At 36.0% G+C, this 26815-nt stretch carries 30 protein-coding genes, 1 pseudogene and 1 riboswitch; of the genes and pseudogenes, 3 read left to right on the forward strand and 28 right to left on the reverse strand.

Features of this window, described 5'->3' with window-relative positions; all coding sequences use genetic code 11:
- Nucleotides 1-10 precede the first annotated feature (10 nt).
- The 7 genes and pseudogenes from argC to metG all read right to left on the reverse strand — a co-directional run.
- Nucleotides 11-1033: an N-acetyl-gamma-glutamyl-phosphate reductase gene (argC, locus tag PYW37_RS08730; protein ID WP_025016729.1), complete on the reverse strand. Its 1023-nt coding sequence runs from the start codon at nt 1031-1033 to the stop codon at nt 11-13.
- 138 nt (nt 1034-1171) lie between these two features.
- Nucleotides 1172-1804, reverse strand: a complete 633-nt coding sequence (locus tag PYW37_RS08735; protein WP_017864328.1) for an NAD(P)-dependent oxidoreductase — start codon at nt 1802-1804, stop codon at nt 1172-1174.
- A gap of 103 nt (nt 1805-1907) precedes the next feature.
- Nucleotides 1908-2417, reverse strand: coding sequence for a QueT transporter family protein (locus tag PYW37_RS08740; protein ID WP_023188848.1), 510 nt, complete (start codon nt 2415-2417; stop codon nt 1908-1910).
- Nucleotides 2415-2520: riboswitch (PreQ1 riboswitch) on the reverse strand. (Overlaps the previous gene by 3 nt.)
- A 301-nt stretch (nt 2521-2821) precedes the next feature.
- Nucleotides 2822-3553, reverse strand: a complete 732-nt coding sequence (locus PYW37_RS08745; RefSeq protein ID WP_025016730.1) for a 3-oxoacyl-ACP reductase — start codon at nt 3551-3553, stop codon at nt 2822-2824.
- A gap of 16 nt (nt 3554-3569) precedes the next feature.
- A complete protein-coding gene (locus PYW37_RS08750) occupies nt 3570-3809 on the reverse strand; it encodes a DUF2829 domain-containing protein (RefSeq protein ID WP_011835550.1) in 240 nt (79 codons plus the stop codon).
- Between the two features lie 248 nt (nt 3810-4057).
- A complete protein-coding gene (locus tag PYW37_RS08755) occupies nt 4058-4192 on the reverse strand; it encodes a hypothetical protein (protein WP_023188850.1) in 135 nt (44 codons plus the stop codon).
- 136 nt (nt 4193-4328) lie between these two features.
- Nucleotides 4329-6326: pseudogene (metG, locus tag PYW37_RS08760) on the reverse strand (methionine--tRNA ligase); the annotation flags it as partial.
- Between the two features lie 172 nt (nt 6327-6498).
- Here metG and PYW37_RS08765 point away from each other — a divergent pair.
- The 3 genes from PYW37_RS08765 (at nt 6499) to PYW37_RS08775 (ending at nt 8840) form a co-directional block, all read left to right on the forward strand.
- Complete coding sequence (locus tag PYW37_RS08765; protein ID WP_023188852.1) at nt 6499-7356, forward strand: exodeoxyribonuclease III; 858 nt, start codon at nt 6499-6501, stop codon at nt 7354-7356.
- Between the two features lie 82 nt (nt 7357-7438).
- Nucleotides 7439-8002 (forward strand): GNAT family N-acetyltransferase, encoded by a 564-nt coding sequence (locus PYW37_RS08770; protein ID WP_050428183.1) that lies wholly within the window; start codon nt 7439-7441, stop codon nt 8000-8002.
- Nucleotides 8003-8096: 94 nt separating this feature from the next.
- Nucleotides 8097-8840 carry a DeoR/GlpR family DNA-binding transcription regulator gene (locus tag PYW37_RS08775; RefSeq protein WP_017864323.1) on the forward strand — a complete coding sequence of 248 codons (744 nt, stop codon included), beginning with the start codon at nt 8097-8099 and terminating at the stop codon, nt 8838-8840.
- A gap of 166 nt (nt 8841-9006) precedes the next feature.
- Here PYW37_RS08775 and PYW37_RS08780 read toward each other — a convergent pair whose 3' ends face one another.
- The 21 genes from PYW37_RS08780 to rbfA all read right to left on the reverse strand — a co-directional run bounded on the left by PYW37_RS08780 (nt 9007) and on the right by rbfA (nt 26518).
- Complete coding sequence (locus tag PYW37_RS08780; protein ID WP_003132532.1) at nt 9007-9357, reverse strand: arsenate reductase family protein; 351 nt, start codon at nt 9355-9357, stop codon at nt 9007-9009.
- A gap of 75 nt (nt 9358-9432) precedes the next feature.
- Complete coding sequence (locus PYW37_RS08785) at nt 9433-9687, reverse strand: metal-sensitive transcriptional regulator (protein WP_023188854.1); 255 nt, start codon at nt 9685-9687, stop codon at nt 9433-9435.
- 26 nt (nt 9688-9713) lie between these two features.
- Nucleotides 9714-11357: an FAD-dependent oxidoreductase gene (locus tag PYW37_RS08790; protein WP_025016731.1), complete on the reverse strand. Its 1644-nt coding sequence runs from the start codon at nt 11355-11357 to the stop codon at nt 9714-9716.
- A complete protein-coding gene (locus tag PYW37_RS08795; RefSeq protein WP_023188856.1) occupies nt 11354-11662 on the reverse strand; it encodes a rhodanese-like domain-containing protein in 309 nt (102 codons plus the stop codon). Before PYW37_RS08795 ends, PYW37_RS08790 begins: the two co-directional genes overlap by 4 nt.
- Nucleotides 11663-11672: 10 nt before the next feature.
- Nucleotides 11673-11975 (reverse strand): rhodanese-like domain-containing protein, encoded by a 303-nt coding sequence (locus PYW37_RS08800; RefSeq protein ID WP_023188857.1) that lies wholly within the window; start codon nt 11973-11975, stop codon nt 11673-11675.
- 132 nt (nt 11976-12107) lie between these two features.
- Nucleotides 12108-12347, reverse strand: a complete 240-nt coding sequence (locus tag PYW37_RS08805) for a CsbD family protein (RefSeq protein WP_003132523.1) — start codon at nt 12345-12347, stop codon at nt 12108-12110.
- 228 nt (nt 12348-12575) lie between these two features.
- The gene (gene cysK / locus PYW37_RS08810; RefSeq protein WP_023188859.1) at nt 12576-13496 is read right to left on the reverse strand and encodes a cysteine synthase A; all 921 of its coding nucleotides are present in this window, start codon (nt 13494-13496) and stop codon (nt 12576-12578) included.
- Nucleotides 13497-13710: 214 nt separating this feature from the next.
- Entirely contained in the window at nt 13711-14853 is a 1143-nt protein-coding gene (locus tag PYW37_RS08815; RefSeq protein WP_010905558.1) for a cystathionine gamma-synthase, read from the reverse strand.
- Nucleotides 14854-14981: 128 nt separating this feature from the next.
- Nucleotides 14982-15776 (reverse strand): acetyl-CoA carboxylase carboxyl transferase subunit alpha, encoded by a 795-nt coding sequence (gene accA, locus PYW37_RS08820; protein ID WP_025016732.1) that lies wholly within the window; start codon nt 15774-15776, stop codon nt 14982-14984.
- Nucleotides 15769-16635: an acetyl-CoA carboxylase, carboxyltransferase subunit beta gene (gene accD / locus PYW37_RS08825; RefSeq protein ID WP_023188861.1), complete on the reverse strand. Its 867-nt coding sequence runs from the start codon at nt 16633-16635 to the stop codon at nt 15769-15771. Before accD ends, accA begins: the two co-directional genes overlap by 8 nt.
- A gap of 85 nt (nt 16636-16720) precedes the next feature.
- A complete protein-coding gene (gene accC, locus PYW37_RS08830; RefSeq protein WP_025016733.1) occupies nt 16721-18088 on the reverse strand; it encodes an acetyl-CoA carboxylase biotin carboxylase subunit in 1368 nt (455 codons plus the stop codon).
- Nucleotides 18089-18481: 393 nt separating this feature from the next.
- Nucleotides 18482-18916, reverse strand: a complete 435-nt coding sequence (gene fabZ, locus PYW37_RS08835; RefSeq protein WP_003132511.1) for a 3-hydroxyacyl-ACP dehydratase FabZ — start codon at nt 18914-18916, stop codon at nt 18482-18484.
- 126 nt (nt 18917-19042) lie between these two features.
- Nucleotides 19043-19510: an acetyl-CoA carboxylase biotin carboxyl carrier protein gene (accB, locus tag PYW37_RS08840; protein WP_003132509.1), complete on the reverse strand. Its 468-nt coding sequence runs from the start codon at nt 19508-19510 to the stop codon at nt 19043-19045.
- A gap of 6 nt (nt 19511-19516) precedes the next feature.
- A complete protein-coding gene (gene fabF, locus PYW37_RS08845; protein ID WP_011835565.1) occupies nt 19517-20746 on the reverse strand; it encodes a beta-ketoacyl-ACP synthase II in 1230 nt (409 codons plus the stop codon).
- 40 nt (nt 20747-20786) lie between these two features.
- The gene (fabG, locus tag PYW37_RS08850; RefSeq protein WP_015426088.1) at nt 20787-21518 is read right to left on the reverse strand and encodes a 3-oxoacyl-[acyl-carrier-protein] reductase; all 732 of its coding nucleotides are present in this window, start codon (nt 21516-21518) and stop codon (nt 20787-20789) included.
- 85 nt (nt 21519-21603) lie between these two features.
- Complete coding sequence (gene fabD, locus PYW37_RS08855) at nt 21604-22530, reverse strand: ACP S-malonyltransferase (protein ID WP_003132502.1); 927 nt, start codon at nt 22528-22530, stop codon at nt 21604-21606.
- 279 nt (nt 22531-22809) lie between these two features.
- Nucleotides 22810-23031: an acyl carrier protein gene (locus PYW37_RS08860; RefSeq protein ID WP_003132501.1), complete on the reverse strand. Its 222-nt coding sequence runs from the start codon at nt 23029-23031 to the stop codon at nt 22810-22812.
- A gap of 166 nt (nt 23032-23197) precedes the next feature.
- On the reverse strand, nt 23198-24175 hold the full coding sequence (locus tag PYW37_RS08865; protein WP_023188864.1) for a beta-ketoacyl-ACP synthase III: 978 nt from the start codon (nt 24173-24175) through the stop codon (nt 23198-23200).
- Nucleotides 24175-24615: a MarR family winged helix-turn-helix transcriptional regulator gene (locus PYW37_RS08870; protein WP_003132498.1), complete on the reverse strand. Its 441-nt coding sequence runs from the start codon at nt 24613-24615 to the stop codon at nt 24175-24177. Before PYW37_RS08870 ends, PYW37_RS08865 begins: the two co-directional genes overlap by 1 nt.
- Nucleotides 24616-25032: 417 nt before the next feature.
- Nucleotides 25033-25980, reverse strand: a complete 948-nt coding sequence (gene manA, locus PYW37_RS08875) for a mannose-6-phosphate isomerase, class I (RefSeq protein WP_023188865.1) — start codon at nt 25978-25980, stop codon at nt 25033-25035.
- Between the two features lie 178 nt (nt 25981-26158).
- Nucleotides 26159-26518, reverse strand: a complete 360-nt coding sequence (rbfA, locus tag PYW37_RS08880; RefSeq protein ID WP_003132494.1) for a 30S ribosome-binding factor RbfA — start codon at nt 26516-26518, stop codon at nt 26159-26161.
- Nucleotides 26519-26815 lie beyond the last annotated feature (297 nt).

Genomic DNA, 26815 nt, shown 5'->3' on the forward strand with positions numbered 1-26815 from the left:
TCTTCCTCTTCTAAAGACTTGGCATAAATTTCAAGCCTAAACTTTCATCGTAGCCAAATAACTGATTAAAATTTTGTACTGCTTGTCCGGCAGCCCCTTTCATAAGATTGTCAATCACCGAAACAACTGACAAAACATTTGTCACTGGATTATAAGCTAATCCAATATCGCAAAAATTGGTCCCAATCACATCTGAGAGTTGGGGCATTTGTCGTCGAATTCTGACAAAGTTTTTTGTCGCATAGACCTGTTCATAAGCATTTTTTATCGTTTCAAAATCAAAATCAGCTGCAACTTTTGCATAGCTACTAACAAAAATCCCTCGACTCACAGGAATTAAAGAAGTTGAAAATTGCAAGGCTTGAAAATTTGAATTCCAAATCTTCAATTGTTGAGCAATTTCTGGAATATGTTGATGACTATTGATTTTATACATGGACATATTATCGACAACATTCACAAAATGACTCGCGTCAGACAGACCTTTTCCGGCTCCCGAAAGTCCTGACTTGGCATCCACAATGATTGAGTCTAAATCAATCATCTTATTTTTAACTAACGGATAAAGTGCAAGTAGTGTGGCTGTTGCATAGCAACCTGGATTCGCTATATAGTTAGCTTTTGCTTGACCAATGTCTGCCAGATTATATTGAGCGCTTAATAAATATTCATTTTTTAAATTTGTATTTTTATACCATTTATTGTATATTTCTAAATCAGCTAATCGAAAATCTCCTGATAAATCAATGACAGGAAAATTATTATCAATAAAAGTTAAAGCTAATTTTTGACTAACACCCGCTGAGGTTGCAAAGAAAACCGCATCACATTCTGCCATAATTTCTTCTTCATTAAATTCACTGATAGTCAAGTCAGTCAAGCCTTCAAGTTGCGGAAAGCACTCTGATAATTTTTCTCCATAATGACTTGTTGCATATATTTTTGTTACTTCTACTTCTGGATGATAATAGAAAATTCGGAACAGTTCTAAGCCGCTATAACCTCTAATTCCGACAATTGCTACTTTTTTCATATTTACACACTTTCTATGTATTTTTATACACTATACTACTCTATTTTTTATTTGTCAAGAATTTTATGTATTATTATACTTTTTTAAACAAAAAAAGAGAAAGAATTAATTTCTTTCTCTTTGATAATTCATTAATTTTTAGTTTTCATAAATTCCGATATGCTCATGTTGATGGCTTCCATCCTCAATCATATTAAGCACAGCCTCGGCGTAATCAGCATATGAAATTCGACTTTTACCCGCTTTATTATGTTCTAAAACATCGCCGGTAATTGTATAATTATTTGTTTGTGCTCCTTCTGGGTCAAAAAATTCTGCAGGAGAGAAGAAGGTCACATTAAGTTTTGAAGCTTCATAAATCAAGCTTGCTTTTGCCATCTCTAAAAGAGTTGGATAGTAAGGTAAATCTGTTGGTGTCACATCAAGCAAGCGTTTTTCGTGACTTTCATCAAGATAGAGAGAGCTTGCTCCCCCAACAACAATTAAACGACTATCTATATTTTCAAGAAGTTTTATCATCACATGGGCTACTTTTGAATAATCTTCCTCATGACCTGCCGGTGCCCGATGCGCTAAAACGATTGCATCGAATCCTGCTAAGTCTTCAGAAGTTAATTCAAAAATATCTTTTTCAAGAATAGTAGTCACTTCAACTTTTAATCGTGCTTTATTTCTAACAATGGCAGTCACTTCATGACCGCGCCCAAATGCTTTTTGAGCGATTAAACTTCCTGCCTTACCAGAAGCAGCAATTACAGCGATTTTTTTCATAAAAAGCTCTCCAATCTCTTATTTATTTTAATTATAACAAATTAAGTAATTCTGACTTCTAAAAATGGTTCAAAAAAAACAGCCTGAGCTGCTTTTCATTTATTTAACGACTCAAATCAACTCTTTTACCTAATTTATCCATGACAAATGCCCCGATAAATAAGCTGGCAAATTCACCTAGAGCTAATGTCCCCCAGGTCAGCAAAAATGGTGTTCCTGCGACAAATTTTAATTCAAGAGCAATGGTGAACATACTTATCGAAAAGAAAATTGCAAAAAAGAAAAATGCTTTATTTAACTGACCATTCCAAAAATAATCTTTTTTAAAGCGGTCAAACAAAAGGACACCAAGACTTAAGAATACTAAAGTTGACAAACCACCGACAATCACATCTACCCAAGTGAAAGATAAAAAGTTTGAAATCATACAACCAATTGTCACCGCAATAATATATTTTTTATTGAAGAAGGCTGTAAAATTCAACATTTCTGACACTCGAAATTGAATAGGTCCGTAAGAAATTGCGCTCAAACCTGGTGTCATCGTTAGAATAACATACAGGGCCGCAACAATTGCGATTGTAACAATATCATAAGTTTTTGATTTTTTCAAAAGGTTCTCCTTTGGCGACAAAATTCGCCTATAATATGCTTGAGCAAAGGGATGAAGGCTCAAGGGTTAACTCACTATTGAGCAACGTTTTTATTTTAGCAGATTTTTTGCGAAATGAAAAGGATTGACAAATATTTGCTTTCATCTAATTATTATTTGGTCATTATTTTTACTAACGAAGGAATCATTCTTTGTACTCGATAGAAATTCTAACAGGAGCATCGGAATATCCTGCCAACAAAAAAGCAAAAAAATTACTGACAGAAATTTTTTCACAGAAAACAAGCAATTGAACAACTTATCAGTAAAAATCAACAAGTCTGTCAGTACTTTTGTAGTTAATACAGACTTTCCCACAATAAATAAAAGACTTACCAACATGCTGATAAGTCTTTCAATATCTTTTATTTGATTGTCCAGCCACCATCAATCGGGACAATTGCTCCTGACATATAAGAGGCTTGTGGACTTGCTAAAAAGAGGGTCAAATCAGCCACTTCGCGAGGACTAGCCCATCGTTTAGCTGGTGTCTCATCAGCTACCCATTGAGCCATCTGACCATTATTTTCAGTGAAATCAGCCGCATTCATCGGTGTATTGATGGCACCTGGAGCGATGGCTGCTACTTGAATCCCGTGTTGCGCTTCATCCAAAGCTAACTGTTTTGTCAACCCAACAATGGCATGTTTACTGGCCGTATAAGCGACGCCACCACCACCGGCAACCAAGCCAGCAACCGAAGCCATATTGATAATTACGCCTGATTTTTGAGCTTTCATTTTTGGCAAGAATGCTGAAATCATCAAATACATCGAATTGAGATTCGTTGATAAAATTCGTTGCCATTCTGCAAAGTCAGTTTCTTCCAAAGTTTTATAAGCATCCAAAACGCCCGCTGTATTGAGTAAAACATCAATACTTCCCACTTCGTCAGCCAATTTTTCAACTGATTGAGCATCGGAAACATCAAGAATTTTTACTGACAGATTTTTTGAATTAATGACAGATTCGTCAGTAAATTCTTGTAAGTCCACAGCAACAACCTCTGCGCCTTTGGCTAAAAATACTTTTGTTTGAGCCAAGCCAATACCACTGGCAGCACCTGTAATTAGCACTTTTTTCCCAGAAAATTTCATTTTGTAGCCTATCTATCTATTCAACCAAGGCCCAATCATCAGCCAAAACATCGCAAGGCGTTGGGGCCCACATTGAAAAACCTTCACCCTCTCCCGAGACATTAATCAAGAAATAAGGGGTAACTTCCAACTTCTCACCAGATTCTAAAACAATCGAATCATAGAGTTTAACATAATTTTCGGCACCAGACCAGCCTTGTGTTCTGACTACTTTTTTCCCAGCTTTAAGTAAAGCTAATGCTTCTTCAAAAGTCATTTTTTCCTCCATATTGTTTAAAACATACTGAATTTATTATAACAAAGTTCGAGAGGTTTTTGATAAATGAAAACCAGTTTTAACTATCCGATAGATTCAACTAATAAATAGTCCTCAAAAATTATACTCTATTTGTTCCCCTTAAAATTTTGTGCTATAATAAGTTCAACAAAGTGCAACACGCGAAAAAAAAAACGGTCTGCTCTAACAGGCCGCGTGTTCAAACTTGGTTATGGTGGGACTAGTCGCTAATTGCGATTAGTTTTTTTAATTTCAAGCCAGAGCCTAACTAGATTAATTACGAAGTTCAAAACTTCGATAATCATCCCAAGTACCGCTAGCATGAAATCCTCTCCATAACCAAGGAAACACTTTGTCTTCATAGGCACCTTCTCCATCTAGAATTTGTCAGGGCGCATGAAACCAAGTGAACACTAAGAGCTTTCTCTCCTGATATACTATACGTAAAAAAACGTGAAAGATAACAAATCTTTCACATTTTTTATTGTCTAATTAATTTTACCCAATCAATGAACCAGCAGGAACATCATCATCAACGGTCAAGACACGCAATTTTCCATCAAATTCGGCTGACAAAATCATTCCTTGTGAAACGTATTTTTTCATCATTTTACGTGGTTTCAAATTGGCTACGATTTGTAATTTTTTACCTACTAATTCTTGTTCATTTGGATAAAATTGTGCAATTCCTGACAAGATTTGACGTGGTTCAGAATCACCAGCATCCAATTTAAATCTCAACAATTTATCAGAACCTTCAACAGATTCCACTTCAAGAACTTCGGCAACTTTTAGTTCAATTTTTTCAAAATCATCAAATTTAATTTGTGGTAAAGTTAAATTCAATTCAACTTCTTCAGGGACCCACTCTTTTTCTGGCAATACGCCGCCAGCCATTTGTAATTGGATATAAGCAACCTCTTCTTCCACATCAAGACGTGGGAAAATAGGTTGACCTTTTGCTACTACAGGATGAGTAAATGAATAGCCAAAAGAAAGATTTTCAAGTGAAAATGATCTTTCATCCATTCCCAATTGCTCAAAGATTTTACCTGATGTTGCACGCATAAATGGTTGTAATAGTGCACCTGCAATCCGTAAATTTTCTGCCAAATGATACAAAACATTATTCAATTTTGCTTTGTCATCTTCTGATTTTGCAAGGACCCAAGGTGCTGTTTCATCAATATATTTATTTGTTCTTGAAATCAATGTCCAAACATCAGCCAAAGCTACGTTGAATTCAAATTTATCCATTGCTTTATGGAAATGACTGATTGTTTCTTCAACCACTTCTTCCAAACTTGCATCAAATTCAGTCGAAACTCCAGTTGCTTCGATTTTTCCGTCATTATATTTGTTAATCATTGACACGGTACGATTCAACAAATTCCCCAAATCATTGGCCAAATCAAAATTAATACGTCCAACAAAGTCTTCTGGAGTGAAAATTCCATCTTGTCCAAAAGAAATCGCACGCATCAAATAATAACGAACCGCATCAAGGCCATAACGTTCAATCAACATCTCAGGATAAACAACATTCCCTTTTGATTTAGACATTTTTCCGTCTTTCATCAAGAGCCATCCATGTCCGAAAATCTTTTTAGGAGCAGGTAAACCTAGAGCATGAAGCATAATTGGCCAGTAAATCGTATGGAAACGAACAATTTCTTTACCAACCATATTAATTCCAGGCCAGTATTTTTTTAAATTACTGTCATTGTCAGAATTATAGCCGAGCGCTGTAATATAGTTCAATAAAGCATCAAACCACACGTAGACCACATGCTTAGGATTAGAAGGGACAGGGATTCCCCAAGTAAAACTTGTCCGTGTCAAAGCCAAATCTTCTAGACCTGGCTTGATGAAATTATTGACCATTTCATTTTTACGAACCTCAGGTTGAATAAAATCTGGATGTTCATCATAATATTGTAAAAGCCAGTCAGCATATTTTCCCATGCGGAAGAAATAAGTTTCTTCTTCAACCCATTCCACTTCATGACCAGAAGGTGCAATGCCACCAGTAATATTTCCAGATTCATCTCGGAAAATTTCTTCAAGTTGTGTTTCAGTGAAAAACTCTTCATCAGAAACAGAATACCAACCCGCATATTTTCCCAAATAAATATCATCTTGTTCCAATAACTGTTCAAAAGCCTTCGCTACGGCTTCTTCATGATAAGTGTCTGTAGTACGGATAAATTTATCATAAGAAATATCCAATTTTTTCCATAATTCTTGAACATCAGCCGCCATTGGGTCCAAGTATTCTTTAGGAGTCATTCCCAATTCTTCGGCTTTTCGTTGAATTTTCATTCCGTGTTCATCAAGCCCTGTTAAATAAAAAGTATCAAAGCCCATCAAACGTTTGTAACGAGCAAGCACGTCGCAAGCAATAGTTGTGTAAGAACTACCAAGATGCAACTTACCTGATGGATAATAAATTGGGGTTGTAATGTAAAAAGTTTTGTTTTCTGTCATATTTTCCTCTTTCCGAGCAAATGAGGCTCGATATTTGAGAAGATTCTCATCTAAATATTATACCAAAAAACCTCTAAAATCGCATTGTCTGATTAAGTTTGTTATAATTATCATAGAAAAGTTAAGAATTCCTTTAAGTCACAGCTCTTTGGAAATTCTTTTAAAAAATAAAGGAACGATTATGAACTATAAATTTATCTCATGGAATATTGACTCACTCAATGCTGCATTGACTGGAACCTCAGAACGTGCTGCCCTTTCTCTTGCTGTTGTTAAAAATCTTGCCCAAGCACAACCAGACGTTTTAGCCATTCAAGAAACCAAACTTCCTTCTACTGGACCTAAAAAAGCTCATTTGGAAGTTTTGGAAGAACTGTTTAAAGGTTATAAAATCGTCTGGCGTTCATCAGTAGAACCCGCTCGTAAAGGATATTCTGGAACAATGATTCTTTATAAAGAAACTCTACCAGAACCAGCTATCACTTTTCCTGAAATTGATGCTCCTGAACCTATGGATGCCGAAGGTCGAATCATCACCCTTGAATTTCCTGACTTCTTTGTCACTACGGTTTATACACCAAATGCGCAAGAAGGTCTGACACGACTTGATTTACGTGGAATTTGGGATGATAACTATCGTGACTATCTCACAAGCCTTGATGCTCAAAAACCAGTCTTTGCTTGTGGAGATTTCAATGCAGCCTATACAGAAATCGACTTAGCCAATCCCCGTGGTAATCACAACTCAGCTGGATTTACTGATCAAGAACGTGAAAAATTTGGTCAACTTTTAGAGGCTGGATTTACTGATACATTTCGTCAACTCCATGGTCAAGTTGAGAAATTTTATGAAGAAGGACGTAGTATTTATACTTGGTTTGCCCAACGTGCAAAAACTTCAAAACTAAATAATTCAGGTTGGAGAATTGACTACTGGCTGGTTTCCAATCGTCTTGCCCAAGCAGTTAAAGTTTCTGAACCCCTTGATTCTGGTGAACGTTTAGACCACGTCCCCATTCTCTTAGAATTTGAACTCTAAAATAAAAGAACCTTAAAGGTTCTTTTTTATTGTCAATAAAACAAATAGAGACTATAATTGAGTAAAAATAGTTGAGGAGAACATGTTTATGGTTAATAAAAATTTAGTTTTAGCAGAGCATCAGACCTTAGAAACTGAACGCTTGATACTTAGAAAATTACAACTTGAGGATGCCCAAGAAATGTTTAACTATGCTTCTAATCCTGAAGTTGCTCGTTTTACTAGCTTTGAACCACATGATTCCATAGAAACAACTAAAGCCACAATTGCCAAGTTTTTTCTGCCTAACAGCCTCTATCATTGGGGGATTGTTGAAAAAACTTCAGGTCAGCTCATTGGTGAAATTTTTCTTAATCCTATCAATGAAAAAACAGTCGAACTGGGTTGGATTTTAAATCAAGACCATTGGGGAAAAGGGATTATGCCAGAAGCTGCTGAATGTCTTTTGGCGCTTTCTTTCGATAAATTAGAAGTTAAAGTTATTCAAGCTAAACATTTTACAGAAAATGCAAAGTCTGGACGGGTCATGGAGAAGTTAGGAATGAAACACTTAGGAAAGGTTTATTCTTACTTTCCTAAGTTTGAAAATCCTCTTCTTACAGACTATTGGGCAATTACTAGAGATGAGTATGACTTACTTCATTGACTTACGAACGAAAGGTTTTCTAATAAAAAGGTTTATTTTTTTAGATTTTTGTGGTAGTCTTAAAATATAAAAAAAGATGACGAAAGGCTACTAAATGTCCCGTTCTGACGAAATCATTCGCATTGTGAGTGATTATAAAAAAATTGAAGTCAATCAACTTTCACAACTCCTTAATGTTTCAAACGTAACGATTAGAAAAGACCTTGATAAACTTGAAGAGAAAGGAATTATTAATCGCCAGCACGGTTTTGCTTTGATTAATAATACAGATGATATCAATTTTCGTTTAGCTAAAAACTATGATTTAAAGCGAAAAATTGCTGTCAAAGCTGCTGAAAATATTCTTGATGGGGATACAGTAATGATTGAATCTGGTTCTACTTGCGCTTTGCTTGCCGAAGAGTTAGCCTTTAATCGAAAAAATGTCACTATCATCACTAACTCTGTTTTTATTGCCAATTATATTCGTAAATCCGACTCGGTAAAGGTAATTTTATTAGGAGGAGAATATCAAAATAATTCACAGGTCAACGTTGGACCCCTGATAAAAAAGGTGGTTGATGAATTTTACGTTGATAAATTATTTATCGGTATTGATGGTTTTGACCCCGTCCGCGGTTTTAGAAGTAATGATCTCGCTCGTAGTGAAGCCATTCATGTCATGGCTGCTGCGGCTAAGGAAGTGATTATTTTAACTGATGCTTCTAAATTCAACCAAAATGGAACTGTCACCTGTTTTTCATTCCCTGAAATTTCCCAAGTTTTTACTGACAAGTCAATCAATGCAGAAAGTCAAAAAATTCTCGATTTGAAAAAAATAAAGGTTACTACTATCTAATTAAAAATGGACAATGTCCATTTTTTTATTGACAGATTTTCTAAAATATGATATATTTTCTTCATAAGAAAGAATTATACTTTCGTTTGAAAGTTTTGCTTTTTTTGGAATCTCCTAAGATTTAAATATTATTACATAAAAAAATGAGTCTAACCAACTCATTTTTTTATATTTTTTCATAAGATGATTCTTTAAAACCAATCTGTTGAACTTGACCATTTTTCACTAGTAATGGACGTTTGATAAGCATTCCATTTGACGAAAGAAGTTCTGCCATTTCTTTTTCAGATAATGTTGCTAACTTATCTTTAAGATTTAAGTCACGATAAACTAAACCACTTGTATTGAAAAACTTTTTGATGGGAAAATCTGCTTCTTTAAACCATTTCTCAAAGTTTTTTTGACTCGGTGGTGTTTCCTTCAAATCAATCGCTTGATAATCTATTCCAAGTTCATCTAACTTTGCTTTAGCTTTTCTACAAGTTGAACACTTTGGATACCAATAAAAATCGTACATCTTATCCTCCTTATGCTTTAATTTTATTATAGCATATTAAAAAAGGATTTTTTGGTCCAATTTTCTATGAAAAATCTATTTTTTAATGATTAATTTTATAGCTTGTTCGAGTTTTTCTTCCTTGTCAGTCACTTCTTTATCCAGTAAAAGTTCTTTGAGATTCTCAGCTACGATTAGACCAATCAGGCTATCTAAGCTAGAGCGAACAGCAGTTAATTGAGTCACAACATCAATACATTCCTCTCCAGATTCCATCATCTTAAGTATTCCTGCGAGTTGTCCTGTCGCTCGTTTCAAGCGATTTTCCATTTTTTTGTCATATTTTTTCATCAGTCATCCTTTTCTTGTTTCGCTCCCTAATCAAGTAATTCCTTGGTAACTTTGCTGTATAATCCAAAGGCACCATCCAAATTTTTCACTTTATAGCCCTCTTGTTTTAGAATACGTTCTGCATTGTAAGAGCGAAGTCCTGACTGGCAGCTAACAATATATTCAGTCTTTTTATCGAGTTCATTTAGCCGCTCACGTAAGTCATCAAGCGGAATATTTTGAGAATTTTTAAATTTCCCTTTTGCCAACTCATTTGGATTTCTCACATCAAGTAAGACTTTCCCTTTTGCTAATTCAGCCGCAAGTTCATGCCACTGAATATTTTCTGATTGCCCCAAGAGAAGGTTTATTGCGGCATAGCCAGCCATATTTACTGGGTCTTTGGCTGAACCAAAAGGAGGGGCATAGGTCAATTCCAATTCTGGTAAATCAAAAACGGTTAGTTTTGCTTTGATAGCCGTAGATAAAATATCAATTCTTTTATCTACTCCTTCTTTACCAATTGCTTGCGCACCAAATATTTGTCCACTTTCTGGTTCAAAAATTAATTTCAAAACAATTGAAGTCGCATCTGGATAATATCCCGCGTGATTATTTGCCGTGACATGAACAATTTTATGATTAATCTTTAAACCTCTAAGCTGAAACTCAGAAAGGCCTGTACTTGCCACTTGCAAATCAAAAACACGGACAATGGCCGTTCCAAGTGAACCGCGATTTTTAATTGGTAATCCACTAATGATATCAGCTACCTGACGCCCTTGACGATTAGCTGGAGAAGCCAATGAAATTAAAGCATCCTGCCCTAATTGATTTTTGACAACAATGGCATCGCCTACTGCGTAAATATCCTTAACCGATGTTTCATAATGTTCGTCAACAAGAATTGCATTTCTTAGTCCTAATTTGATGCCCGCACTTTTAGCTAGACTCGTTTCTGGCTGAATTCCCACAGAAAGAATCGTTAAATCCGATTGCAGACTTTCACCATTATCTAGCAAAATTTCATCATTTTTAAATTCGACAACTCCTCTATTTGTCATTACTGAAAGATTATTTTTAATTAATTCTTCATTGACAAAAGCTGCCATTTCGCGATCAATGGTTGGTAAAACATGTGGTGCTTTTTCGACGATTGTGACACTTAACCCTCGTTTAGCAAGATTTTCAGCCATTTCTAAGCCGATAAAACCAGCACCAATAATTGTTGCACTTTTAGGAGCTTTGGCTTTCAAATAGGTCATTATTTTATCCACATCAGGAATATTTCGTAAGCTAAAAACATTTGTCGCTTGGTTCAAACCTTTGATTTGTGGAATTAAGGGTTTAGCCCCTGGTGAAAGAATCAATTTATCATAGCTTTCAACATAGCTTTCGCCGTTTGAAACTACAGTCACTTTCTTTCCTTCACTATCAATCGCAATAACTTCAGAATTTTCGCGCACCTCTAGGTTAAAACGGTTTTTTAGAGCTTTAGCAGATTGAACAATTAACTTTTCTCGCTCTGCAATTTCTCCCCCCACATAGTAAGGTAAGCCACAATTGGCAAACGAAACGTAAGGGCCTTTTTCAAAAACGATGATTTCTGCATTTTCGTTAAGACGTCGCAAACGGGTTGCAGCTGACATTCCACCCGCAACTCCGCCAACAATTAATATTTTTTCTGTCATTTTTTAATTTTTCCTCTCCAAGCTCGTATTCCTCCATTTACGTTTGTCACATCATAATTAGCTTTGTTTAATATTTTGTAGGCTTTTTTTGACCGCATTCCCGACTGACAAATTAATAAATACTTTTTGTTTTTGGCTAGAACATGTTCTCCCAATTTACTTAAAGGGATATTTCGAGCGCCTTTTATATGTCCATTTTGAAATTCATGAGCTTCTCTTACATCAATTAATTGTGTTCCTTTTTTTAATTCAGTACTTACTTCTGCTGGACTGATACTTTTTATTTTCTTAAATAATTCAAACATCGTTCTCTCTCTAAAGTCTGTCAGTAAATACTAAGGGGCCATTCCAAGCAATGGTACCGCCTGAAATATTTATAGTATCAATTCCTTTTGTCGAAAGATACTGACAGGCCCTAGCTGAACGAGCACCTGACTGACAGATAAGATAAGTTCCGTCAGTAATTTCTGCATATCTTTCTTCTAGTTGACTCAATGGAATATTTTTGGCATTAGGAACATGACCACTGTTATACTCAAAATCTTCTCTTACATCTACAATTACTGGATTTTCACTTTCTGTCAGTAATTCTAATTCACTTATGTCAATTGTTTGCATTTTTCACCTCTTGATTATTCGATTTATAATAATTATATACCCCCAAGGGTATATAAGTCAAGTTTAATATTTCCAAATGAAAAAACCTAAGTTTTAAATAACTTAGGTTTTGCTTAATTTTGAGAAATTCAATTATTTCTCGTTTTTATGTTTGACAGAGTCAACCGTATCATTAAATTTTTCTGCAACATCTTCAGCTAGGTCAGAAGCTTTGTCTTTGATATTTTCCAAGCCTTCTTTAGCTTTTCCCATAAGTCCTTCTGTTTTACCTTTAGCTTCTAGTTTTTCATCACCAGTTACTTTACCTGTGGTTTCTTTAACTTTTCCACTTACTTTATCTTTTGTTGCATCAAGTTTGTCATTTAAAGCCATTTTAAATCCTCCTAGTAATTGCGATTTTTTCTTTTATTATCATGAAAGTTTCATAATAATTTGTTAGAAAAACTAAATCAGTTAAATTTGTCAATCATTGACTGACAACCAATAATTTACGATTTCCCCTCCTTTAATCTTCTTAATCTATTCTCATTCTAACATCCGTAGCTCAAAAAGTACAGAAAACTGCTCATAAGACAAAAAAAACTTGGAAAATTCCAAGTTTTAATAATCATAGAGTTCTGTTGAAAGATAACGCTCACCATTGTCAGCACAAAGAGCGAGAACTTTTTGACCTTTGCCAAGTTTTTTTGCCAATTCATAAGCTGCCCAAATTGCTGCACCAGAAGATATACCTACTAAAAATCCTTCATTTTTGCCTATTTTTCGTGCGGTCTCTAAAGCCTCATCACTTGTTACATCAATTACACCATCATAAGCTTTCGTATCTAAATTTGGTGACATAAATGGAATACCAATTCCTTGAATGCGGTGTGGACCACTCTCACCTCCTGTTAAAATTGGTGATTCTGCCGGTTCGACAACAAAAGTTTTGATTTTAGAATTTTGACTTTTAAGATAGTGAGAAACGCCAGAAATTGTACCCCCAGTGCCTGCACAAGCAACAAATGCGTCCAGGCCATTTTCACCAAATGCTTCAATTATTTCTGGACCAGTCGTTAATTCATGGGCTTTTAGATTAGCTGGATTTTCAAATTGCATTGGCATAAACCAACCATTTTCTTCAACTAATTTTTGGCCTAAATCAATGGCAGCTTTGATGCCATCAGCTGCTGGAGTCAAAATCAATTCTGCTCCATAAGCTTGAATAAGCTGACGACGCTCTTTTGAGTAACTATCAGGCATGATAATAACCACATTATAGCCTAAAGCTGCACCAGCCATGGCAAGTCCAATTCCTGTGTTCCCAGAGGTAGGTTCAACAATCGTTCCTCCCTTTTTTAAGCGACCATCTGCTTCGGCTTGCCGAAGCATTTGTAAAGCAATCCGGTCTTTAACTGAACCTCCAGGATTAAAATATTCAAGTTTTAAATAAATTTCTGCTCCATTTTCTGGACCATTTTTTAATTTGATAATTGGACTATTTCCAACTAATTCAGTAATATTTTCAACAATTTTTACCATAATTAATTCCTAAATTACTGACAGCTTTGTGTCAGTTCAAGTCAACCAAATGAGCGCTTGAGGCGGGAGATAGATGAATTGTATGCACTTCTGTCAGTAAATTACTTTCAATTTCTACTGTCTAATTTTTCTGTCAGTTCAACAGGACCAATGTGAGCTGTTAAAGCGAGGGAGAAAGGAGTCGTAAGCTTTGCTTACAAGTCTGTCAGTAAAATTATTTTTTTTCAAGTGCTTCTTTGATATCTGTCAGTAAATCTTCAATTGCTTCAACCCCTACTGATAGACGAATTAGGCCATCCTTAATCCCAATTTCTTCACGAAGTTCTTTTGGAATAGAAGCATGAGTCATCACTGCTGGCACTTCAATTAAAGATTCAACGCCACCTAGTGATTCAGCCAACGTAAAATAGCTCAAGTTTTCAACAAAATCTTTGACGGCATTTTCATCCGTTAATTCAAATGAAATCATCCCTCCAAAGGCAGACATTTGTTTTTTAGCAATTTCATGCCCTGGATGGCTATTAAGACCTGGATAATAAACTTTTGAGACGGCTTTAGAAGTTTCTAAAAACTCAGCAATTTTTTGAGCATTTGCCGAATGAGCCTCCATCCGAAGCGCAAGTGTTTTAATACCTCTTTGCACTAACCAGCTGTCTTGTGGTCCAAGAACCGCCCCAATTGAATTTTGTAAAAAGCCAATTTCGCTGGCGAGTTCTTTTGAATTGGTTGTAACTAGTCCTGCCACTACATCTGAATGTCCACCTAAATATTTCGTTGCGGAATGCAAAACAATATCAGCTCCTAAAGCAATTGGTTGTTGTAAATACGGTGTCGCAAAGGTATTATCCACCAGTGTTAAGGCATCATGAGCTTTAGCAATTGCTGAAATTTCCTTAATGTCCAAAACTTTTAATAAAGGATTTGAAGGAGTTTCAAAATAAATAGCTTTCGTTTCTTCTTTAAAAGCCGCTTTCAAGTCATCAAGATTACTCAAATCAACTAAATCATAAATAATCCCTGTCTTTGTCAGCACTTTATCCATCAAACGGAAAGTTCCACCATAAACATCATCAGCTAAAATGATATGATCTCCTGCAGAAAATAGCGAAAGAACCGCATGAATTCCAGCAAGTCCTGAACTAAATGCAAATCCTTGAACACCACCTTCTAAATCTGCAATTAATTCTTCCAAAGCATGACGCGTTGGATTTCCAGAACGTGAATATTCGTATTCTTTAGGTTGTCCAAGTCCGTTTTGTTTATAAGTTGACGTTTGATAAATCGGAACAGATACTGCTCCTGTTGTCTTGTCTGTTGAAATACCACCATGAATTACTTTCGTTTTTATACTTGTCATTGGCCCTTTTCTTTCTATTTTCAATCTAATATAAAGATATCACGAAAGTGTGCCCAGTGCTATAAGATTTTTTTATAGCAGAATTAACTTTTTTTATGTATAAAAAAACGAAGGACATCCTTCGTTTTTTAATATTTTCTAAATCTTTCGTAGCGTTGTTCTGCCAATTCTATTTCTGTCAGTAATGACAATTCACCAAGTGATTCTGTCAGTTGTCTCTTGAGGTTATCAATCAGATTTTCCTCAGAAATAATAGCATCAACAAGACCCATTTCTAAAAGATGTGGCGCTGTAATTTTCATCAATTCAGCCGCTTCATCACGACGTGAACCATCTTTCCAGAGAATCGTCGCAAAACTTTCTGGAGAAAGTACTGAATAAACAGCATTTTCTAAAATATATACTTTATTGGCAAGTGCAAGAGCTAATGCTCCTCCTGAACCACCTTCACCTGTGATGAAAGCAATAATTGGAACTTTAAGGTCAGACATTTCCAAAAGGTTTCTAGCAATTGCTTCACCTTGTCCACGTTCTTCTGCTTCAATTCCTGGATAAGCACCAGCTGTATTGATAAACGTAATGACTGGACGACCAAACTTTTCAGCTTGCTTCATCAGTCTTAACACTTTACGATAGCCATTCGGACTTGGTTGTCCAAAGTTAGTAGCTAAATTTTCAGCAAGGTTACGTCCTTTTTGAATTCCAATAACGGTCACAGCTTGATTATTGAAGCGAGCAATTCCGCCGACGATCGCTTCGTCATCTGTTAACTGACGGTCGCCGTGTAATTCAAAGAAATCAGTGAAAACTTTGTCAATAATATCTCTTGCCGAAATTCTGTCAGCCGCTCGTGCTTCATTAATAATGTCAGCAATATTTTTTTGTGAAACTTCACCTGTCAGTGAATCAGTTGTTTCAGACATTTTCCACCTCCGTATGAAGTTCTAAAAGAAGTGCCAATTTTTGACGTAATTCAGTCCGCTTAACAATTGCATCAACAAAACCGTGATTCAAAAGAAATTCAGCTTTTTGGAAATCATCAGGTAAAGTTTGACGGACGGTTTGTTCGATGACACGACGTCCAGCAAAACCAATTAAAGATTGGGGTTCAGCTAAAATAATATCTCCCAGACTGGCGAATGAAGCTGTCACTCCTCCAGTTGTTGGGTCAGTTAAAACTGTAATATAAAAAAGTCCTGCATTTGAATGACGTTTCACAGCAGCCGAAGTTTTGGCCATTTGCATCAATGACATAATTCCTTCTTGCATTCTTGCACCACCTGATGCCGTAAAAACAATAATCGGCAATTTTTCGGTAGTTGCATATTCAAATAAGCGTGTCAATTTTTCACCAACAACAGTTCCCATTGAAGCCATGATAAAAGTCGAATCCATAATTGCCAAAGCCGTTTTTTTCCCTTTAATTGTGGCCGTCCCAGTCATAACTGCCTCATCAAGACCAGTCCGTGCTTTTGTTGCCGCCAATTTTTCAGGATAACCTGGAAAATCCAAGGGATTTTTGCTTTCGATTCCAGTGAACATTTCAACAAAAGAATCTTTGTCAGCAACAATTGCTAACCGTTCTTTGGCTGTAATTCGGAAATTGTAATCACAATTAGGACAAACTTTATTTTTTCCTAAATCTTTTTGATAAATCGTATGTTTACAAGCAGGACATTTGGCAAAAAGTTCATCAGGAACTTCTGGCTGCTCGGCTTGCTTTTCAATAATGGAACGATTTGGATTAATTTTAATGTATTTTTTCTTTTGGAAAAGAGCCATCTTTGCATCCTTTTCTCATTTTTTTATAAATTTTACTGACAGATGAATTGTAAGCCATCTGACAATTCCGTCACTAATCTATTGATTAATCTTCTTTTTGATATTCTGGTAAGAAAATATTTCCTAAGAAGCTTGTATCATAATCTCCTGCCACAACATGTGGGTCAGAAATTAATTCTAGTTGGAAATCAACATTTGTAATGACCCCTTCAACGTCAAATTCAAGAAGGGCGCGTTGCATTTTCATCAGTGCTTCAAAACGATTTTCACCATGAACAATGACTTTAGCAATCATACTATCATAATATGGCGGAATGCTGTAACCACTGTACATAGCGCTATCAACCCGCAAACCAACTCCACCACTTGGCAAGAAAAGATTAGTAATTTTTCCTGGACTTGGTGCAAAATTAAATTTAGGATTTTCCGCATTAATTCGACATTCAATCGCATGTCCACTAAAAGTCACATCTTCTTGCTTGACAGACAATTCATTGCCATTGGCTACACGAATTTGTTCTTTTACAATATCAACACCTGATACAAACTCTGTGACCGGATGTTCAACTTGAACACGTGTGTTCATTTCCATGAAATAAAACTTACCAGAAGATTCATCAAGTAAGAACTCAATGGTTCCCGCATTTTCATAAGAAACATGCTGAGCAGCTTTAACAGCCGCAGCTGTTATTTCATTTCGTAAAGTGTGTCCAATTGCAACTGACGGAGATTCTTCAAGAACTTTTTGATTATTTCTTTGCAATGAACAATCACGTTCACCAAGATGAATCACATTTCCTTGACTATCTCCTAAGATTTGAACCTCAATATGACGCGCTGGGAAAATCATTCGTTCGATGAACATGGCTCCATTACCAAAAGCTGCTTGTGCTTCCGCTTGTGCTGCCTCAAATGCTGGAACAAGTTCCTCAACATTATTAACCTTACGAATTCCTTTACCACCACCACCAGCTGATGCTTTAAGCATGATTGGATAGCCAATTTCTTCAGCAATTTTTACTGCTTCATCAGTGGTATGAACTTCGCCCTCAGAACCCGGTGTTACAGGAACACCAGCTTTAATCATTTCTGCACGAGCATTGATTTTATCACCCATCATATCCATAACTTTTGCTGACGGACCGATAAATTTAATATTCATTTCTTCACAAAGACGAGCAAATTTTGAATTCTCAGAAAGGAATCCAAAACCTGGGTGAATCGCTTGTGCGCCTGTTGCCACAGCAGCTGACAGAATATTATTCATATTAAGATAAGACTCAGTACTTCTAGCTGGGCCCACACAAATTACTTCGTCAGCTAAATGAACATGTAAAGCATCGCGGTCTGCAGTTGAATAAATGGCAACTGTACCCACTCCTAATTCACGAGCTGCACGAATAATTCTTACAGCAATTTCGCCACGATTGGCAATCAAAATTTTATTAAACATAGATGTTCTCCATATGGGAAAATACCCCGAGCTTTTGCTCAATGGGTGTTTTGAAAGGAATGATAAAAAAGAAAGTCATTCCCAACAAAACAATTTTTTGATAAATAAAAATAACTCCGAATTTACCATAAGTAAAAAATCTTATGGTTAAAATAAATTTTTGTTTCTTAATCATAAAAAATATGATTATTTTTAAATGAAGATGAGCTATTTACCTAAGGCAGGACACAACCTGACATCTTCGATATCAGGTCACCTTGACCGTCTTTAATCCATACTCGCTACATCGCTAAAGCGATTAGTCGTAATGGTTATAAGCCTATCTCCACTTCGTTTCGCTGTCCGTTTTCTCTACTTGCTAAAGCAAGTGATAAAAAGGCAAGTACTAAAGCACTAACGCCCTAAGGCAAAAGTCAAAGTTCCTTTAGCCGCCAATTTTCCATCAACAGTTGCTTCTGCTTCAACAACCGCAATTGGACCACGACGTTTGATAAATTTAGCATGTAAGACCAATTGATCTCCGGGAGTGACTTGTTTTTTGTACTTAACATTGTCCATTCCCGCATAAAAAACAAGTTTTCCTTTGTTTTCAGGTTTAGATAATTCTAAAACACCAGCCGCTTGTGCGAGAGCTTCCATAATCAAAACCCCTGGCATTACTGGATATTGTGGAAAATGTCCTTGGAAAAATTCTTCATTAATCGTCACATTTTTAATTGCTGTAATTTCATCCTCAGCAATATCAATCACACGATCGACTAATAGAAATGGATAACGATGAGGCAAAGCCTCCATAATTTCAGTTACATTAATGTTTACTTCTGTCATTTATTCTCACTTTTCTTTTAGAGATTCACTGACAGAACTTGTCAGTAAATTCTCTGGCACCTAAACCAGAGCTGTCAGTAACTTTTACATCAAAGATAAACTGACAGAGCTTTGTCAGTAATTTTTTTATTTGATTCTCATCAAATCTTGACCAAATTCAACGACATCTTCTCCAGAAACCATAATTTCCGTGATAACTCCATCTTTTGGTGCAGGAATTTCATTCATTACTTTCATTGCTTCAATAATAAGCAAAGTTTGACCTTTTTTAACTGAATCACCAACTTTGGCAAATTCAGCCTTATCTGGTGAAGGTTTAAGATAGGCTACACCCACTAATGGAGAAGTAACTGCTTCCCCCTCAGCTTCAACAGCCGCTTCACTTGCTACGGGCGCTTCTGTACTTTCTGCAACTGGCGTTGCTTGTTGAGCTGTAAATGCAGGTGCAGTAGGTGCAGCACTTTGAGCTCCAACAAGGGCTTGACCTTCATTTTTAGAAAATGATAATTCACCATCAGCATTTTTCCAAGAAAATTCACGTAAAGTAGAACCATTGAATTGGTTCATCAAATCTTTTACTTCTGAAATGTTCATTTTTATTTACTCTCCAGTCCATTTCTTGAATGCCAATACAGCATTGTGTCCACCGAAACCAAAGTCTTGCGACAATGCAAGATTAATATCAGCAGGTTTACCTTCACCAAGAACAACATTAATTGTCATTCCTTCATCAAGTTCAGTTGTTCCAGCATTTACTGGTGCATATTGATTCAAAAGTGCTTGAACAGTTGCCACTGCTTCAATTGCACCTGTTGCACCAAGTGCATGACCGTGCAATGCTTTTGTAGATGAAACATAAGCTTTATCGCCAATTACATTGTGAATTGCTTTGCTTTCAGTTTCTTCATTGGCATGTGTTGAAGTTCCGTGTGCATTAACGTAATCAACATCAGCTGGACTTGCACCAGCTTCTTCCAAAGCCAATTTAATCGCATTTTCAGCACCCACTCCTGAAGGAGTTGTCATATGGAAAGCATCATTTGTATTTCCGTATCCAACAATCTCAGCCAAGATATTAGCGCCACGAGCTTGTGCATGTTCAAGGCTTTCCAAAATCAATACACCAGAACCTTCACCCATTACAAATCCAGAACGATTTTTATCAAATGGAATACATGCTTTTTCAGGGTCAGTTTCTTTAGTCAAAGCAGTCAAGTTAGCAAAACCTGCAATTCCAAGTTCACAAATAGCCGCTTCAGCACCACCAGCAATCATTGCATCAGCATAACCATGTTTAATTTCACGGAAAGCTGAACCAATTGAATTAGCACCAGCCGCACAAGCCGTTACTTCAGCACGCGAAACCCCACGAGCACCTGTACGTAAAGCAACGTTACCAGTTGCCATATTAGCAATAGCAAGTGGAACGTAGAGTGGTGCTACCCCTTTACGAGGGCCTTTAGCGACAATGGCTTGTGAATTTTTTTGTGATTGTTCAAGTCCACCAATCCCAGAAGCCATGATACAGCCCAAACGGTCAAAATTAGTATTTTCTTCTGTAATACCAGACATTTCCATGGCATCAAGTGCTGCATAAACCGCATAAAGTGAGAAAGTATCCATGCGTCGTGCATCTTTTTTCTGGAAATATTTATCAAATGGAAATTCTTTTACTTCTGCTGCAACAGAAATCCCTGTTGCTTCAGCATCAAAGTGAGTGATTGGACCAATTCCAGTTTTACCAGCTTTAAGATTGTTCCAAAATTCTTCTGGGCTATTTCCAATTGCACTAACTACACCATAACCAGTGATAACAACTCTATTTGTCATATTTTTATCCTCTTAATTTTAAAATTTATCAATGAATAATTTACATTGAAACTCCACCATCAATGGTAAGTACTTGTCCAGTCATATATTCTTGTTCAGCCAAGAATTGAGTTGCTGTTGCAATTTCTTCAGGCATTCCAAAACGTTTCATTGGAATTTGCCCCTTCATTGCATCTTTAACTTTATCAGAAAGAACTTCAGTCATATCTGATTCAATAAATCCTGGAGCCACAGCATTGACACGAACATTTCGTGCCGCAACTTCTCTAGCAATTGATTTTGTCAAACCAATAAGTCCTGCTTTTGAAGCGGCATAATTTGCTTGCCCAGCATTTCCCATAAGTCCAACAACTGATGAGATATTAATAATTGCTCCAGAACGAGCTCTGGTCATCGGTTTCAATACAGCCTGTGTCATATTGAAAGCCCCAGTCAAGTTGATTTTAAGAACAGACTCAAAATCTTCTTCTGACATTTTCAAAGATAATCCATCACGAGTAATCCCTGCATTGTTTACCAAAATATCTACCGAACCAAGAGTTTCAATCGCTTCTGCAACCATTCGTTTTGCATCTTCTGATTTTGAAATATCACCAGAAATACCAACTGCTTTAACACCATAGGCTGTAAATTCAGCTAATAATTCTTCTGAAATTGCTGAACGACCATTAATAATTAGATTAGAACCCGCTTTAGCAAATTGAAGCGCAATTGCTTTACCAATTCCACGTGTTGAACCAGTCACAAAGACATTTTTATTTTTAATTTCCATTATTTAAGATATGAGCCTGCCTAAGAAGTTTTAGCACTTTAGTACTAAGATTTCAAAAGGACAAACTCAATTCCTTTCTTCAATTTTACTGATTAATCAAAGCTTCAAATGAAGCTAAATTTTCAACATTAGCAATTTCTGCATTTTTATCAATTTTTTTAATGAAACCTGAAAGTACTCTCCCAGGACCAACTTCAATAAAACGAGTCGCCCCTAGTTTTTGCATTGTTTCAACAGATTCATAAAAACGAACTGGTTCCATGACTTGACGCGTCAAAAGTCCTTTGACTTCATCATTTTCCATTACTTTAGCACTCGTATTTGAGATTAATGGTAATTCAAAAGGTCTAAAATCAATTTTATCAAGTTCCAAAGCCAATTTTTCAGATGCTGGTTTTAAAATTGCTGTATGGAAAGGTCCTGAAACTTTTAATTCAATAAGTTTACGAACTCCGGCTTCTTTTAGCAACTCAACAGCATAATCAACCGCCTCAACTTCACCACCAATAACAATTTGTGCGGGCGTGTTATAATTTGCTGGACTCACAATACCGCCTTTAAATTCGGCCGCTTTCTGGCAAATTTCTTCAATCAAGGCTGGGTCTGTGTTCATTACAGCGACCATTTTACCAGAACCAGTCGGTGCAGCTTCTGTCATATATTGACCACGTTTAGCTACAAGCTTAACTGCTTCTTGAAAATCAATGATTCCTGATGCTACCAAGGCAGAATATTCACCAAGACTAAGACCAGCAACAAGGTCAGGTTTAATCCCATTCTCACTTAACAAACGTAAAATAGCAACAGAGGTTGTTAAAATTGCAGGTTGAGTGTACTTTGTTTCATTTAGTTTTTCTTCATCATTATCAATCAAAGCTCGCAAATCATATCCTAAAGCTTGACTTGCTTCATCAAAAGTTGCTTTAACTGTTTCATATTGGTCATATAAGTCACGTGCCATTCCAAGCTTTTGTGCCCCTTGACCTGAGAATAAAAATGCTGTTTTAGTCATAATATATAGTAATCAACCTTTTGAATCAATGATTCAAAATCAGTCAATTAGAATTCCTCGTATTTTCTTTTATAAAGTTAATTATTAGTATTGTAAAATGTTTTTTATCTTAAAAAAAATGACATTCTTCAATATGAAAATTATAGGACAAGCTCAGTATATCATTACTGAGCCCCCTATACTAGAATACTATTTTGAAAATAGAACTAGTCCAACGAAAAGAAGGGGCGAAATTCGCAAAAGAATCAACTCCTTTGCTCGCTTCACCCCCATCCCGAATTATTTGTTGTTTTCTACGTATTTAACGAGGTCAGCAACTGTTTTCATATCTGCTTCTGTATCAACTTCAACGTCGAATTCGTCTTCGATGTCATTGATGATTTGGAAAAGGTCAAGTGAATCAGCGTCGAGCTCTTCAAATGAAGTTTCGAGTGTTACTTCTTCTTTTTCTTTACCGAGTTCGTCAACGATAATATCTTGTACTTTTTCAAATACTGCCATAATTTTTTCTCCTTTAATTGAGTGAAAATATTTATATTATATCCGCAAAGCGGTTTATAACCATTAGTTAGTGAAGATTTTTTAAAATCTTTTTGTGAGTCAAAGTTAGCTGATAATGTTTTCTTATATAGACAACTTAAGAAAAACTTGCTAAACTTTGAAGCTCTTATAAATTAATAATTGCTGTACCCCAAGTGAGTCCACCGCCAAATCCTGTCAAGACGACTTTAGTTTGACCGTCCAAACTAAATATACCATTTTTTACGGATTCTGACAACAATATAGGGATACTTGCTGCCGATGTGTTACCATATTCTTGCATATTTTGAAGGAACTTTTGGCGCGTCACACCAAGCTTTTTAGCCATTTTATCAAGGATTCTTGAATTCGCTTGATGAAGGAGATAATAATCTGCTTCTTCAGCAGACAAATTAGCTTTTTCTAAAGTTGCCTGGATATTTTTAGGAACATCACGTACGGCAAAATCAAAAATTGCTCGCCCTTCCATACTCAAGTTTGAACTTTCGTATGAGACAGAGGCAAATGGAGTTTGGATGTCAGCATAACTAGAAAGTAAACTGTTCCCACGACTTCCATCTGTTTGCATTTTTTCAGCAAGAATCAGAGGTTGACTCGCGCCAGCTTCAATAAGCACACCAGCAGCTCCATCTCCGAAAAGAACAGCAGTTGATCGGTCTGACCAATCAATTACTTTTGAAAAGACTTCTGCGCCAATGACAAGCCCTCGTTGATATGCTCCTGAGGAAATTAATTTTTCCGCTGTTGATAGAGCAAAGACAAAGCCTGAACAAGCCGCAGTCAAATCGTAAGCAAAAGCATTAACTGCTCCTACTTGAGCTTGAACCCGTGCCGCGGTTGAAGGCATCAATGAGTCCGGAGTTACTGTAGCAACAATGATGAAGTCAATCGTTTCTGGGCTTAAGTTTGAATCGCTAATCAACTGCTTAGCAACTTTAGCTGCTAAGTCTGAGGTGTTCTCTCCAGTTGAAATATGGCGATTTTTAATTCCTGTCCGACTGTAAATCCATTCATCATTAGTATCCATTATTTTGGACAAGTCATCATTAGATACCACATTTTCAGGCACATAGTGTGCCACTTGCGTAATTTTCGCAAAAGTCATTATTTCATATTCTCCAAAGAATCGTGTAAGGTTGCAAGTTCACCAGCCAATTTATTTTCAGTAGTTCCATAAACGCTATCAAATAGATTATCTGTAATCGTATGGAAAAATTCACGGTGAGTTGCACAAAGCTCATCACCCTTCGATGTCAGTATAATGTGAGTCACTCGTCTGTCCGCTGTAGAACGCTTGCGTTCAATATATCCCTTATCTTCTAATCGATTGAGGGTAATTGTAATTGTTGACAAGGCCAATTTTTGATTTTTGGCAATATCTGTCGCACGACAAGTTCCTAGCGTATGAACCAGTGTCAAAATTTGTAATTCTTTTACTGTTACATCTGAATAAGCTGAGTCCTTTAAAAATTGCTCCTCTAATATCATAAAATCATGAAAGAGTTGAATCAGCCATTCATTCACCTTATCAAAATCTGTTTTCATCTGTCATCCTCTTCATTATTTAGATGTGAGTCCGACTTTAGACATTACGAAAAAAAAGAAATTGAAATCAATAAAACCCCCTTATGAAATTTTATTATTACATTTAGATAGGGGATAAACTGATGCAAAAAAACATCATCAACTTACCCCCTGATTTATTATTCTATTTTTTCTTTCTCGCAAGATGAACTCAATTTGTTTTTATATTGCAAATGGTTTTCTGTATCAAATTATATTATTTTTTAGAATGATTTGCAAGTAATAATTTTTAGAAAACATCATCATTGCTCAATTTTTATAAAAAATATTAGTTTCTGTCAGTAAAATTTGCCTTCCCAAACTACTGACAGAAATAATTTCAACAAAAAAAGTTACTGACAGAAAATTTAAAGTTTTCATCAGTAACTTTTGAATACATTAGGCAGGATTGCTGGCAATAATTTCTAATTGACCAGACAAATTCCATTTTTCAATGTTGCTTGGTAAGATGAAATGAGCTCCTTTTTCAACTGGATATTCATTTCCATCAACTATTAATTTTCCTTGACCATCAAGTACAGAAACTAAAGTGTAATCTACAACTTTGGTAAATTCATGGTCACCATGAATTTGCCATTTATAAACATCAAAGAAATCTGATTTCACAAGAGTTGTAATTTCTGCATCAGCAAATTTTTCAGTTTTAACTTGATTTTCAGGAACTTTGTCGCCCGGAATATTCAATACATCAATTGATTGTTGAATATGTAATTCACGTAGATTTCCTTGGTCATCTTTACGGTCGAAATCATAAACACGGTAAGTTGTATCAGAAGATTGTTGTGTTTCAAGAATAACAATTCCAGCACCGATTGCGTGCATTGTTCCTGACGGAACATGGAAGAAATCTCCTGTTTTCACTTTTACCTTACGTAACAAATGATCCCAATCACCAGATTTAATCATTTCTGCTAATTCTTCACGTGATTTAGCATTATGTCCATAGATAATTTCAGCACCTGGTTCAGCTGAAATAATGTACCAACATTCAGTTTTTCCAAGTTCACCTTCATGTTTTTGTCCATATTCATCATCTGGATGAACTTGCACAGAAAGCCAGTCATTGGCATCTAAAATTTTAGTTAGTAAGGGAAAAACTTCTTTTTTACTATCACCAAACAATTCGCGGTGACTTGCGTATAATTGGTCAAGTTTTTGACCTTTAAATTCGCCATTAGCAATTGTTGACACACCATGTGGATGAGCAGAAATAGCCCAATATTCACCAACTTTGTCTGATGGCAAATCATAGCCAAACTCTTTCAAATGGTCGCCGCCCCAGATTTTTTCTTGCAAAACTGAGTTCAAAAACAATGGTTCTTTCATAATTTCCTCCAAATGAGCAGATTTTATTCGCTTTCATTTCACAATGTCTATTATATCACAAAATTTATCTAGAACAATTCTGTCAGTATTTTTATGACAAAAAAAGTTACTGACAGAACTGTCAGAATGTATTCAACCTAAAGAATACACTCAATTTTTTCGTCAGTAACTTTTTTAATTAATATTCTGATTTATTGTTAAGCCCACGAAGAAGCTCATCAATTTTTGAACCATATTCAACAGATTCATCTTTTGCAAAAGTTAAATCTGGAATTTTGAAAATGGTCATGCGTTTTGCCAATTCACTTTTGAAAAGACCGGTTGCTTTTTTCAAAGCAGTTGCGGCTTTTTCATTATCAGAGGCAAGATTTGACAAGAGGCTATAATAAACAGTCGCTTGACTCAAATCACCAGTCAATTGAACATCAGTGATATTTACATCTTGAACACGTGGATCACGTACTTTATTTCGTAAAATATCATTGATTTCGCGTTGAATTTCTACAGCGACACGGTCGCTACGAAAAGAATTTCCCATTTTCTCCTCCTATTTTTTCGTTTAAAAATGTAGATAAATGATTTTTAAATCACTTTTCCACACCCACATTTAAAATGAGTAAAAGCTCCCAGAAACAATAAACTTAAATAAAATTCATCATTTTTAACCAGTCGCCCTCACCTTTTATTTAACTGAGTTCACCTTCTTAGAAGTCTGTGAAAATAGACAAAATAGAATCTACACTACGCGTATAACCATATTTCTCTATCTACGCTGTCCATTCTCGCTAAACTGCTAAAGCAGTTAGTCGAAGTAGCAATTATCATAACTTCTGGA

The sequence above is a fragment of the Lactococcus lactis genome, assembly GCF_029023865.1.
Lineage (GTDB): Bacteria > Bacillota > Bacilli > Lactobacillales > Streptococcaceae > Lactococcus > Lactococcus lactis.